General features: G+C 72.3%; 12 protein-coding genes. 7 read left to right on the top strand and 5 right to left on the bottom strand.

Features of this window, described 5'->3' with window-relative positions; translation table 11 throughout:
- On the bottom strand, positions 1–1,487 hold a 1,487-nt coding region (hutH, locus tag G3I19_RS29115; protein WP_164266708.1), incomplete at its 3' end, for a histidine ammonia-lyase.
- A gap of 120 nt (positions 1,488–1,607) precedes the next feature.
- Positions 1,608–3,032, bottom strand: a complete 1,425-nt coding sequence (locus G3I19_RS29110; protein ID WP_239074905.1) for an amino acid permease — start codon at positions 3,030–3,032, stop codon at positions 1,608–1,610.
- Positions 3,033–3,234: 202 nt separating this feature from the next.
- On the opposite strand from G3I19_RS29110, the gene G3I19_RS29105 reads away from it, so the two are divergent.
- Entirely contained in the window at positions 3,235–4,083 is an 849-nt protein-coding gene (locus G3I19_RS29105; protein ID WP_164266706.1) for an IclR family transcriptional regulator, read from the top strand.
- On the opposite strand, the gene hutC is transcribed toward G3I19_RS29105, so the two are convergent.
- The gene (gene hutC / locus G3I19_RS29100) at positions 4,050–4,799 is read right to left on the bottom strand and encodes a histidine utilization repressor (RefSeq protein WP_164266709.1); all 750 of its coding nucleotides are present in this window, start codon (positions 4,797–4,799) and stop codon (positions 4,050–4,052) included. The two genes, G3I19_RS29105 and hutC, sit on opposite strands and share 34 nt — an antisense overlap.
- Before the next feature lie 251 nt (positions 4,800–5,050).
- Between hutC and hutU the strand changes: the two genes are divergently transcribed.
- Together hutU and hutG are read left to right on the top strand one after the other, a co-directional pair.
- Positions 5,051–6,733, top strand: a complete 1,683-nt coding sequence (gene hutU / locus G3I19_RS29095; RefSeq protein WP_164266705.1) for a urocanate hydratase — start codon at positions 5,051–5,053, stop codon at positions 6,731–6,733.
- Positions 6,730–7,809: a formimidoylglutamase gene (gene hutG / locus G3I19_RS29090; protein ID WP_164266704.1), complete on the top strand. Its 1,080-nt coding sequence runs from the start codon at positions 6,730–6,732 to the stop codon at positions 7,807–7,809. Before hutU ends, hutG begins: the two co-directional genes overlap by 4 nt.
- Positions 7,810–7,861: 52 nt before the next feature.
- Here the strand turns inward: hutG and G3I19_RS29085 are convergent, their stop codons facing one another.
- Positions 7,862–8,434: an XRE family transcriptional regulator gene (locus G3I19_RS29085; protein ID WP_164266703.1), complete on the bottom strand. Its 573-nt coding sequence runs from the start codon at positions 8,432–8,434 to the stop codon at positions 7,862–7,864.
- A 103-nt stretch (positions 8,435–8,537) separates the two neighbouring features.
- Between G3I19_RS29085 and G3I19_RS29080 the strand changes: the two genes are divergently transcribed.
- The gene (locus G3I19_RS29080; protein ID WP_164266702.1) at positions 8,538–9,236 is read left to right on the top strand and encodes a methyltransferase domain-containing protein; all 699 of its coding nucleotides are present in this window, start codon (positions 8,538–8,540) and stop codon (positions 9,234–9,236) included.
- A gap of 4 nt (positions 9,237–9,240) precedes the next feature.
- On the top strand, positions 9,241–9,885 hold the full coding sequence (locus tag G3I19_RS29075; protein ID WP_164266701.1) for a TetR/AcrR family transcriptional regulator: 645 nt from the start codon (positions 9,241–9,243) through the stop codon (positions 9,883–9,885).
- On the opposite strand, the gene G3I19_RS29070 is transcribed toward G3I19_RS29075, so the two are convergent.
- Complete coding sequence (locus G3I19_RS29070; RefSeq protein WP_164266700.1) at positions 9,848–10,279, bottom strand: helix-turn-helix domain-containing protein; 432 nt, start codon at positions 10,277–10,279, stop codon at positions 9,848–9,850. The genes G3I19_RS29075 and G3I19_RS29070 overlap by 38 nt on opposite strands.
- A 157-nt stretch (positions 10,280–10,436) precedes the next feature.
- Here G3I19_RS29070 and G3I19_RS29065 point away from each other — a divergent pair, with 157 nt between their 5' ends.
- Both G3I19_RS29065 and G3I19_RS29060 read left to right on the top strand, forming a co-directional pair.
- Positions 10,437–11,297, top strand: a complete 861-nt coding sequence (locus tag G3I19_RS29065; RefSeq protein ID WP_164266699.1) for an alpha/beta hydrolase — start codon at positions 10,437–10,439, stop codon at positions 11,295–11,297.
- Positions 11,298–11,374: 77 nt separating this feature from the next.
- Positions 11,375–11,853: maleylpyruvate isomerase family mycothiol-dependent enzyme (locus tag G3I19_RS29060; protein WP_164266698.1), on the top strand; the 479-nt coding region annotated here is incomplete at its 3' end.

Here is an 11,853-nt window from a genome sequence, read left to right as displayed (position 1 = left end):
TAGCGCACGGCCGCCTCGATCTCGGGGGCGAGCCAGCGGTCGGGGCCGGGGCCCTCGACGGTCTGGCGCAGTGCGCCGAGCACAGCGGCCGTACCGGGCGCCGGGGTCAGCGGGGCCCGCAGGTCGAGTGCGCGGGCCGCGGTGTAGATCTCGACGGCGAGGACGCGGGTCAGCCCGTCGACGGCGCGGCGCAGCTTGCGGGCGGCGGACCAGCCCATCGAGACGTGGTCCTCCTGCATGGCGCTGGAGGGGATCGAGTCGACCGAGGCGGGCGCGGCCAGCCGCTTCAGCTCGGAGACGATCGCCGCCTGCGTGTACTGCGCGATCATGTGGCCGGAGTCGACGCCGGGGTCGTCGGCGAGGAACGGGTTCAGCCCGTTGTTGCGGGCCACGTCGAGGAAGCGGTCGGTGCGCCGCTCGGAGATCGACGCCAGGTCGGCGACCGAGATGGCGAGGAAGTCCAGGACGGCGGCGACGGGTGCGCCGTGGAAGTTGCCGTTGGACTCCACCCGTCCGTCGTGGGTCACCACCGGGTTGTCGACGGCGCTGGCCAGCTCGCGCGACGCGACGGTCTCGGCGTGGGTGAGGGTGTCGCGGGCCGCGCCGTGCACCTGCGGGGAGCAGCGCAGGGAGTAGGCGTCCTGCACACGGGTGCACTCGGGGCCGCGGTGGCTGGCGACGATGCCGGAATCGGCCATCAGCGCCCGCAGGTTCGCCGCGCTGTCGGCCTGGCCCGGGTGCGGGCGCAGCGCCTGGAGGTCGGCGGCGAACACGGCGTCGGTGCCGAGCTGGCCCTCGACGCTCATCGCGGCGGCGATGTCGGCGGTGCGCAGCAGCTTCCGCAGGTCGTGTGCGGCCAGGACGAGCATGCCGAGCATGCCGTCGGTGCCGTTGATGAGGGCGAGGCCCTCCTTCTCGTGCAGGGTGACCGGGGTGAGGCCCGCGTCGGCCAGTGCTTCGCCGGCCGGTTTGCGTACGCCGTCCGCGTCCCGGACCTCGCCCTCGCCCATGACGGCGAGCGCGCAGTGCGCCAGCGGCGCGAGGTCACCGGAGCAGCCGAGGGAACCGTACTCGTGGACGACCGGGGTCAGGCCGGCGTTGAGCAGCGCCGCGTACGCCTCGGCGGTCTCCGTGCGCACCCCCGTACGGCCGGTGGCGAGCGTGGACAGCCGCAGCAGGACGAGGGCGCGCACCACCTCGCGCTCCACCTCGGGGCCGGAACCGGCGGCGTGCGAACGCACCAGGCTGCGCTGGAGCTGGGCGCGCCGGTCGGTGGGGATGTGGCGGGTGGCCAGCGCGCCGAAGCCGGTGGAGACGCCGTAGTGGGGGACCACGTCGTCGGCGAGGCTCTCGATCACCTCGCGGCTGCGCGCGATCTCCTTGAGGGCTTCCGGGGAGAGCTCGACGTGTGCGTCGTGGCGTGCGACGGCGACGACGTCTTCGGCGGAGAGAGGGCCGATTCCTACAACAATGTTCATGTCTTCCATGAAGCCGCATGCCAGGGCCGGACGCGACAGCTGCCGGGACAGATGTGTCCGGGATCCCAGACAGTGTGAGGTCTGGGATCCCGGACACATCCGCCGCGGGTGTCTGCCCGGTGCTGCCGGTTACCGCCCGCCCGCCGGGACGCTCGCCGGCTCGGGCGCGTCCGCCCCGTCCGGAAGCCGCCGGGCCGCGAGGCGCGGGCCCACCCAGAGGCGGAAGACACCCGCGAGCAGCGCCAGCCATACGACGCCGACGACCAGGGCGATACGGGTGCTCCCGTAGAAGCCGAGCACCACCAGGACGCCGACCATGAAGACGATGGCGGCGATCTGCCCGTACGGCCACCAGGGGACGGGGAACTTCAGGGCGGCCTGTTCCTCGCGGGGCATGTCCCGGCGGGCCTTCAGCTGGGTCAGCAGGATCATCAGCCACACCCAGACCGTGGCGAAGGTGGCGATCGAGGAGATGATCAGGAAGACCTTGCCAGGCATCAGGTAGTTCATCAGTACGCCGAGGAGCAGCGCTCCGATCATGATGAGGGTGGTCACCCACGGCACGCCGTTGCGGCTGAGCCGGCGCATGACCGCGGGCCCCTGCCCGCGCTCCGCCAGGCCGAACATCATGCGGCCCGCGGCGAAGATGTCGCTGTTGATCGCCGAGAGGGCCGCGGTGAGGACGACGGCGTTCAGCACGGTGGCGGCGGACTTGAGGCCGACGCCGGTGAAGATCTGGACGAAGGGGCTGCCCGACGTGCCGACGTGCTGCCAGGGGTTGACGGCCATGATGACGGCGAGGGTCAGCACGTAGAAGAGGATGATGCGCAGGGGGATGGAGTTGACCGCGCTCGGGATGGTCTTCTCCGGGGAGTCGGCCTCTCCCGCGGTGACCCCGATGATCTCGGTGCCGCCGAAGGCGAACATGACCACGGCGAAGGAGACGACGAAGCCGTGCGCGCCGTGGGCGAAGAAGCCGCCGTTGTCCCAGAGGTTCGACAGGCCGGCGTGGTCGCTCCCGCTGCCGAGGCCGAAGGCGATCACGGCGATGCCCCCGAGGATCATCGCGACGATGGCGATGATCTTCACCAGGGACAGCCAGAACTCCAGTTCACCGAAGACCTTCACGCTGACGAGATTGAGCGCGCCGATGACGAGGACGGCGGCCAGTACCCAGATCCAGCGCGGCACACCGGGGAACCAGAAGCCCATGTAGACGCCGACCGCGGTGATGTCCGCGATACAGACGATGACCATCTCGAAGGCGTACGTCCAGCCTGTGGTGAAGCCGGCCAGCGGGCCGAGGTGTTTCGTGGCGTACTCGCCGAAGGAGCCCGCGCACGGGGCGCTGACGGCCATCTCGCCGAGCGACCGCAGGACGAGGAAGACGGCGGCGCCGCCGATGAGGTAGGCCAGGAGTACGGCGGGCCCGGCCGCTCTGATCGATTCGGACGACCCGTAGAAGAGTCCGGTGCCGATCGCCGAACCGAGTGCGATGAAGCGTATGTGCCGGGAATTGAGTCCGCGGCTCAGCGTCGCCTTTTCGGAAGCCAACTGTGTCCTCCCTTGGGACCAGCGGTGATGGGGGGTGCGCGGCGCTTGCGGGAGGTAGGGCGGAGTGGGGCTCTCCGGCGCCTTGAGCGCCACGCGACCGTGGGGAGCACCCTGTATATTCCTGTATATACAGGTGTTGTCAAGAGGTGATCCAGTGAGTGAACCGGTGGGTGATCCGGTGAGTGAACCAGTGAGTGAACCAGTGAGTGAGCAGCCGGCCGCGCAGGGCCCGGCGTCGAGCACATCACCCGCGGTCGGCCGCGCCCTGGACATCCTGGTGTACCTGGCGGGGCGCTCGGGGCCGGTCAAGACCGCCGCCATCGCCCGCGACATGGACATCCCGCGCTCCTCCGCGTACCACATCCTCGCGGTGCTGGCCGAGCGCGGATTCGTCACCTATCTGCCCAAGGAGCAGGCGTACGGCCTCGGGATGGCCGCCTTCGAGATCGGCTCCGCCTATCTGCGCCACGAGCCCCTCGAACGGCTCGCCCGCCCCGTGCTGCGCACTCTCGCCACCCGGCTCGGCCAGACCGTGCACCTCGGTATCCTGCACGGCGCCGAGACGGTCTATCTGCTCAAGGAGCGCCCCTCGACGGGCCGTTCCGGCGATCTGGACGCCGACCTCGTCACCGACATCGGCGTCCGGCTGCCGGCCCATCTCACGGCCAACGGCCGGGCCATCCTCGCCCACTCCGACGCCCAGGTGCGGGCCCTCTTCCCGCGGCCCGGCGACCTCATCACCCGTACGGGCAAGGGGCCGCGGTCGCTCGCCGAGCTGCTGGACCTCCTGGCCCGGGACCGGGCACGCGGCTGGTCGGAGGAGACCGAGCTGGTCTCCCGTGGCTTCCGCTCGCTGGGTGTGGCGGCCTTCGACCACCACGGGCGGCCCGTCGCGGCGCTCAGCAGCACCTGGCACACGCACCACAGCCCGCACGACCCCGGCCAGGTGCGGGACGCCCTCCGGCAGGGCGCGGCCCGGCTGACGTCCGCGGTCTCCGGACGGGCGCCGGGCGGGGGTCACTCCGCCTCGAAGGCGCCTTCGAGGCGGTAGCGCGAGCCCGGGTGCAGCAGGCGCGCGATGCTCACCAGGGCGCCCCGCGACCAGGTGCGGCGGTGGATGAGCAGGCAGGGCTCCGACGGGTCGACACCGAGCAGGGCGCACTCGTCGGCGCTGGGCAGTACCGCCTCCACGATGTGCTCCCCGCGGTCGAGCGGGGCGACGTCGGAGAGGAAGGCGAACGGCGTGCGCTCGGTGAAGTCCTGCTCCACGTACCCGGGCGCGAAGGCCGGGTTGACGTAGCGGTCCTCCAGCTGGATGACCACGCCGTTCTCGCTGTGCACGACCCGGGAGCGGAAGACGGGCCGCCCCGCGGCGACCCCCAGCTCGGCGCCGGCCCTGCGGTCGGCCGGCTCGGCACCGACCGACAGCACGCGGGCGTCGTAGCGGTGGCCCCGCCTGCGGACCTCGTCGGCGATGTTCTGCACCTCGACCAGGCCCGAACTGCCCTTGGCCAGGGCCACGAAGCTGCCGACGCCCATGACCCGCCGGATCAGCCCCTGCGCCGCCAGCTCGCGCAGCGCGCGGTTGACCGTCATCCGGGACAGCCCGAGCGAGGCGACGAACTGGCTCTCCGACGGCAGCGCGTCGCCCTCCCGCCAGCGCCCGCTGCGGATCTGCTCCGCCACCAGGTCCTTGATCCGCTGGTACGCGGGGACGGCCCCGGCCGCGCGCTCCCCGTACAGCCGGGCCAGGTCCGCAGCCGTCACGGTCAAGCCGCTCACCCTCCCCTGTCACCGGCCGGTCCCCGCGCCCCCGCCGGAGAAAATCTCCGCGCCTCCTGGGGCCTCTCGTTCGGGCCGGGCCGGAGAAATTATAGGTGAGCCGGATTCCCGGTCTCGGATCCGAGAAACCGGGGCAGAAGGCATGGCCCCCGCCGCGCCCGCGTCCTGTCATGGAAGTGCACGCCGGTGCCGTACCACCGGCGCCCCCTCACCCGGACCCTTCCCCAGGAGCCACCATGACCAGCGTTTCCCCGGAGGCCCGCCCCCGGACCGTCCAGGCGCCCCGCGGCACCGAACTGACCTGCCTCGGCTGGCAGCAGGAAGGCGCCCTGCGGATGCTCATGAACAACCTCGACCCCGAGGTCGCCGAGCACCCGGAGGACCTGGTCGTCTACGGCGGCACCGGCAAGGCCGCCCGTAACTGGCCCGCCTACGACGCCATCGTCCGCACCCTGAAGACGCTCAAGGACGACGAGACGCTGCTGGTGCAGTCGGGCAAGCCCGTCGGCGTCATGCGCACCAGCGAGTGGGCGCCGCGTGTGCTGATCGCCAACTCCAACCTGGTCGGCGACTGGGCCAACTGGGAGGAGTTCCGCTCCCTTGAGGCGCGCGGGCTGACCATGTACGGCCAGATGACGGCCGGTTCCTGGATCTACATCGGCAGCCAGGGCATCCTCCAGGGCACCTACGAGACATTCGGCGCCGTCGCCCGCAAGAAGTTCGACGGCACGCTCGCCGGGACGATCACCCTGACCGCCGGTCTCGGCGGCATGGGCGGCGCGCAGCCGCTCGCCGTGACGATGAACGACGGCGTCGCGATCTGCGTCGACGTCGACCCCACCCGTATCGAGCGCCGCATCGCCCACCGCTACCTCGATGTCGCCGCCGACGACATCGACCACGCGCTCCGCCTCGCCACCGAGGCCCGCGACGCCCGCAAGCCGCTCTCCATCGGCCTGGCGGGCAACGCCGCCGAGGTCTTCCCCGAGCTGCTGCGGCGGGGCGCGCCCCTGGACATCGTCACCGACCAGACCTCCGCGCACGACCCGCTGGCCTACCTCCCTATCGGTGTGAGCCTGGCGGAGTGGCACGAGCAGGCGGCCAAGGACCCGGCGGACTTCACCGAGCGCTCCCGCGCCTCCATGGCCCGGCACGTCGAGGCCATGGTCGGCTTCCTCGACGCGGGCGCCGAGGTCTTCGACTACGGCAACTCCATCCGCGACGAGGCCCGCAAGGCCGGCTACGCCCGCGCCTTCGACTTCCCCGGCTTCGTCCCGGCGCACATCCGCCCGCTGTTCGAGGAGGGCCTCGGCCCGTTCCGCTGGGCCGCCCTGTCCGGCGACCCCAAGGACATCGCGGCCACCGACAAGGCCATCATGGAGCTGTTCCCGGAGAACGAGCACCTGCACCGCTGGCTCAAGATGGCCGGGGAGCGCGTCTCCTTCGAGGGCCTGCCCGCCCGTATCTGCTGGCTCGGCTACGGCGAACGCCACCGCGCCGGACTGCGGTTCAACGAGATGGTCGCCTCCGGAGAGCTGTCAGCCCCGGTCGCCATCGGCCGTGACCACCTCGACTCCGGCTCCGTCGCCTCGCCGTACCGCGAGACCGAGTCGATGCTCGACGGATCCGACGCGATCGCCGACTGGCCGCTGCTCAACGCCCTGGTGAACACCTCGTCCGGCGCGTCCTGGGTCTCCATCCACCACGGGGGCGGCGTCGGCATGGGCCGCTCCATCCACGCGGGCCAGGTCTGCATCGCCGACGGCACCGAACTGGCCGCCCAGAAGCTGGCCCGGGTGCTGACCAACGACCCCGGCATGGGCGTCATCCGGCACGTGGACGCGGGCTACGACCACGCCGCGTCGGTGGCGCGCGAGCGCGGGGTGCGCATTCCGATGACCGAGGAGAACGACCTATGACGGCGACCACCGCACCGCAGCCGGCGACCGCCACAGCGGCGGCGCCGACGGAGACCACCACTCCGGCGCCGACGACGGCGGCCACCGCTCCGGTGCCCGCGGCGGTTCCCGCACCGCCGCCGACCGTGGACGTGGCGCCCGAGCCCTGGACGGGCCGTGACGACGGGCCCGGTACGGACAATCTGCGCTGGCACCATGTGACCGGCCTCGACCCCGACCGGGCCGAACCGGGAGACGTGGCGTTCGTCGGCTTCCGCAGCGACGAGGGCGTCCGCCGGAACAAGGGCCGCCAGGGAGCGGCGGCCGGACCGCGCGAACTGCGCGCCGCCCTCGCGCCCATGGCGCTCCCGAGGCCGCTGCGGGCGCTGGACATCGGCGACATCGAGGTGGCCGACGGCCACCTCGAAGAGGGGCAGCACCGCCTCGGCCAGGTGATCACCCCGCTCGTCGACCGTGGCCACCCGGTGGTGGTGCTCGGCGGCGGCCACGAGGTGGCCTACGGCAGTTACATCGGGCTGGCCGGGACGCGCGCGGTGCGCGAGGGCGGCCGCCTCGGGGTGCTCAACCTCGACGCCCACTTCGACCTGCGCGACGACGTACGGCCCAGCTCGGGCACACCGTTCCTCCAGATGGCACACGCCGAGCAGCAGCGCGGTGAAGAGCTGAACTACTGGGTGCTCGGGGTGAGTCAGCCGAGCAACACCGAGCGGCTGTTCCGCACCGCCGACGCGCTCGGCGTGCGGTATCTGCCGGACACCCAGTGCCGCATGTTCGACCTGCCGCTGGTCGACGGGTTCGTCGACGCGTTCCTGGCGAGCTGCGACATCGTGCACCTGAGCATCGACCTCGATGTGCTGCCCGCCGGTGCGGCCCCCGGCGTCAGCGCCCCGGCCGCCTACGGCGTGCAGATGGAGATCGTCGAGCACGTATGCGCACGGGTGGCGGCCGCCGGGGCTCCCCTGCTGGTCGATGTCGCCGAGCTGAACCCGGGCCTCGACGTCGACCACCGCACCGCGCGGGCGGGCGCCCGTCTGATCCACCGCATCCTGACGTCGGCGAGCACACCGCGTACCTGACCGGCGCCCGGGGAAACCGGCGGCCCAGCACCGGGCGGAGGCAGCCGCCGGGTCAGTCGGTGCGGGCCTTGAGATGGGCCCGCTCACCCTGGCGTCCGAAGAGGATGAGCAGCTCCACCGGCCGGTCGTTGTCGGAGCCGAGCCAGTGCGGTACGTGGGTGTCGAACTCGGCCGCCTCACCGGCCTTCAGCGCCAGGCGCTGCTCGCCCAGGATCAGCCGCAGCCGTCCGGCGAGCACGTAGACCCACTCGAAACCGGCGTGCGTCTGCAGCTCGGGATCGGTGCCCGGCCCGGGCGGGATCAGCAGTTTGTGGGCCTGTACGCCGCCGGGGCGGCTGAGCGGCACATACGTCATGCCGTCCCGGGTGACCGGCCGGAGATGGATGCGCGGATCGCCGGTGCGCGGTGCTCCGACCAGTTCGTCGAGGGGGACCGCGTAGATCTCCGCGAGCGGCAGCAGCAGCTCCAGGGTCGGTCTGCGGTCGCCGCTCTCCAGGCGGGACAGGGTGCTCGCGTTGACCGCGGTCCGCTCGGCCAGCTCGGCCAGTGTCAGGCCGCGCCTGTGCCGCAGCTCCCGCAGACGCGGCCCCACCGCTGCCAGCACGTCCCTCGGTACGGCGACCATGCCCTTCACGATGCCGAAACAGCATGAACCTTTGCAACTCCGGTGGCGGGCGGCGCAGTGTCCTCAGCACACGCACCGACCGACCCATCAGAGAGGCGTGCCCATGAACAGCGCCACCGACTCCGCGTCCTTCTGGGAGAGCCACTACGCGACTCTCCCCCCGCAGTGGGGCACCAGGCCCAACGCGGTCCTGGCCGAACTCGTCCCCGTACTGGCGCCGGATCCGGGAAGGGCACTCGACCTGGGCTGCGGGCACGGCGGCGACGCGCTCTGGCTCGCCGCACGCGGCTGGGACGTCACCGCGGCCGACGTCTCCGCCACGGCCCTGGAACGGGTCGCCGAAGGCGCCGGGGCCGCCGGTGCGGCCGACCGGGTCCACCCGGTCAGACACGACCTGGCCAGGACGTTCCCCGACGGCTCCTTCGACCTGGTCAGCGCCAGTTACTTCCACACGCCGGTCGAGATCCCCCGCGACGAGGTGCTGCGCCGGGCCGCCCGGGCGGTGGCGCCGGGCGGTCTGCTGCTCGTGGTGGAGCACGCGTCGGTGGCGCCCTGGTCCTGGCAGGCCGGTGAGGACGTACGGTTCCCCGCCCCCGATGAGGTGCTGGCGTCCCTGCGGCTCGACGCCGGCTGGCACACCGAGCGGTGCCACGCGCCCCGGCGGACGGCCACCGGCCCCGAGGGCCGGACCGCGACCGTCACCGACAACGTCATCGCCGTACGGCGCACGGCGCACGGCGGACGGCGGTCGGCGGTCGGGAGGTCGGGAGGTCAGGAGGTCCGGCGCTCCGGCCTAGGGTGACGGCATGGCAAGAGTCCGGCTGAGCGTGGAGGAGCGGCGCGGGGAGATGCTGCGGGCCGCCGTCGAGCAGATCGAGGCGCGCGGGGTGCCCGCCGTGCGGATCGCCGATGTGGCCACGGCGCTCGGGGTGAGCAACGCGCTGGTGCTGTACCACTTCTCGACCAAGGAGAAGCTGGTGGCGGCCGCGTTCCAGTACGCCGCCGAAGGTGACCTCGCCCAGCTGCGGAAGCTGCTCGGGCGCCGCACCACAGCGGTGCACCGGCTGCGTGCTGCGGTGCGCTGGTACGCGCCGACGGGGCAGGCCAAGGGCTGGCGGCTGTGGATCGAGGGCTGGTCGGCCGCCCTGCGGGACCCGGGTCTGCGGGAGGTCACCCGGGGCCTCGACCAGCAGTGGAAGGCCGCGCTGACCGAGGTCATCGCGGAGGGCGTCGCCGCGGGAGAGTTCCCCTGCCCGGATCCGGCGGCGGCGGCCTGGCGGCTGACCGCGCTGCTCGACGGGCTCGCGGTGCAGATGACCTCGTACACCGGTTACACCGGCTCGCTCGCCCGCGCCACGATGCTGGAGTGGACGGACGACGCGCTGGCGCGCGAACTCGGCATCGACCGTGCGTCTACACCGCCGGACCCCGCTCCCGCTCCGCGGCCCTGACGTTCCTCCGGTTGCTGCGGTCGATCTCCGGCATGTGCGTCTCGGCCCAGGCCCTCAGCGCGGAGAGCGGCCCTTCGAGGGACAGGCCGAGCCCGGTCAGCCGATAGTGGACGGCGGGCGGCACGGTGGGCTCCACGCGGCGGGCGACCAGGCCGTCCCGGGCCAGGCCCTGCAACGTGACGGACAGCATCTTCTGAGAGATCACCGGAATGCGACGTCGCAGCTCCGCGAAACGGACCTCCTCGGGGTCGTTCTCGGCCAGCACCTTGACCACCATCGACGTCCACTTGGTGCCGATACGGTCGAGCAACTGGCGGGTCGGGCAGTCCGGATCCAGCAGATCACCACGCTCGCCGGACCGCCGACCGGGCTCATCGGACCTGGGTGTGGTCACCCGGAGCTCACCACCTGAGGAGAAAGTGCCGTCTTGGGCGGACCAGGGTAGTTCCCTATCGTGACCCTGTCACCATTCCTCACCGCCTCCTCGCGGCTCCCTTCCTCACCACCCCCCTCCTCGCGGCTCCCTTCCTCACCACCCCTGGGACTCCCTCATGCCCGAACTGCGGCGCATCCCTGTCAATGGCGTCGAACTGAACGTCGCCCTCGCCGGATCAGGCCCGGCCGTCCTGCTCCTCCATGGCTTTCCGCACACCTGGGAGCTGTGGACCGAGATCATGGCCGACCTGTCCGACCGCCACCGCGTCATCGCGCCCGACTTGCGGGGGTTCGGTGCGAGCGGCGGGACCGCATCCGGGCACGACGCGGGCACCCTGGCCGAGGACGCCGCCGCGCTGCTCACCGCGCTCGGTGTGTCCTCGGCCGCGGTCGTGGGCATCGACGCGGGCGCCCCGCCGGCCTTCCTCCTCGCCCTGCGCCACCCCGGTCTCGTCCGGCGCCTGGTCGTCATGGAGTCGCTGCTGGGCCGGCTGCCCGGCGCCGAGGAGTTCCTCGCCGGCGGCCCGCCCTGGTGGTTCGGCTTCCACGCCGCCGCGCCCGGACTCGCCGAGACCGTGCTGGAAGGCCACGAGGGCGACTACATCGACTGGTTCCTGAACACCGGGACACTCGGCGACGGCGTGCCCCCTGCCGTCCGGGACGCGTTTGTCCGCGCGTACACGGGCAGCGATGCGCTGGGCCGTGCGTTCTCGTACTACCGGGCCCTGCCCGAGAGCGCCCTGCAGATCGAGCGGGCGACCGCCAACGCCCGGCTGACGGTGCCCACGATGGCGCTGGGCGCCCGCCCCGTCGGCCCCGCACTGGAACGCCAACTCCGCCCGGTCACCGACGATCTCACCGCACACGTCATCGAGGACTGTGGCCACATCATTCCCCTGCACCGGCCGCAGGCCCTGCTCGCGCTGCTGCATCCGTTCCTGGCCGTCCGGCCCTCGGTGGCGCTTCACAAAAAATAATGCAAGCACGCTTGCTTGTTTTTGGGGCCGCTGTCATGCTCCCGGACACGAAGCCGTGCCCCCGGAGGGAGCGTTCCGTGTCCGATGCAGGTGCCGTACTGGATGATCTGGTCGGCGAGAGTGCCGAACTGGACCTCCTCGTAGCGGAGTTGGGCAGAGACGAGTGGGCCGTCGCCACCCCCGCCCCTCGCTGGACCGTCGCCCACCAGATCGCCCATCTGGCCTGGACCGACCGGGCCGCGCACCTCGCGGTGACCGCACCGGACGGCTTCGGCGCGGAGGTCGAGAAGGCGCTCGCCGCCCCCGGGACCTTCGTGGACGAGGGCGCGGAGGAGGGGGCGGTGCTCGACCCCGCTGTGCTGCTCGCCCGGTGGCGCGACGGCCGCGAACGGCTTCAACAGGCGCTGCGGACCGCGCCGTCCGGTGCGCGCTTCCCCTGGTACGGGCCGCCGATGAGCGCCGCGTCCATGGCCACCGGGCGGCTGATGGAGACCTGGGCGCACGGCCAGGACGTCGCGGACGCGCTGGGGGTGCGGCGCCGGCCAGATCGGACGAG

The organism is Streptomyces sp. SID10853 (genome assembly GCF_010548145.1).
Lineage (GTDB): Bacteria > Actinomycetota > Actinomycetes > Streptomycetales > Streptomycetaceae > Streptomyces.
The sequence above is the reverse complement of the archived record's forward strand: the minus strand, read 5'-3'. Positions and strand labels throughout refer to the sequence as shown.

What these genes read in the sequence shown, in the direction of transcription:
- hutU (WP_164266705.1), top strand. Translation starts at nt 5,051, where the DNA reads ATGACCAGCGTTTCCCCGGAGGCCCGCCCCCGGACCGTCCAGGCGCCC.
- hutG (WP_164266704.1), top strand. Translation starts at nt 6,730, where the DNA reads ATGACGGCGACCACCGCACCGCAGCCGGCGACCGCCACAGCGGCGGCG.
- G3I19_RS29085 (WP_164266703.1), bottom strand. Translation starts at nt 8,434, where the DNA reads ATGGTCGCCGTACCGAGGGACGTGCTGGCAGCGGTGGGGCCGCGTCTG.
- G3I19_RS29080 (WP_164266702.1), top strand. Translation starts at nt 8,538, where the DNA reads ATGAACAGCGCCACCGACTCCGCGTCCTTCTGGGAGAGCCACTACGCG.
- G3I19_RS29075 (WP_164266701.1), top strand. Translation starts at nt 9,241, where the DNA reads ATGGCAAGAGTCCGGCTGAGCGTGGAGGAGCGGCGCGGGGAGATGCTG.
- G3I19_RS29065 (WP_164266699.1), top strand. Translation starts at nt 10,437, where the DNA reads ATGCCCGAACTGCGGCGCATCCCTGTCAATGGCGTCGAACTGAACGTC.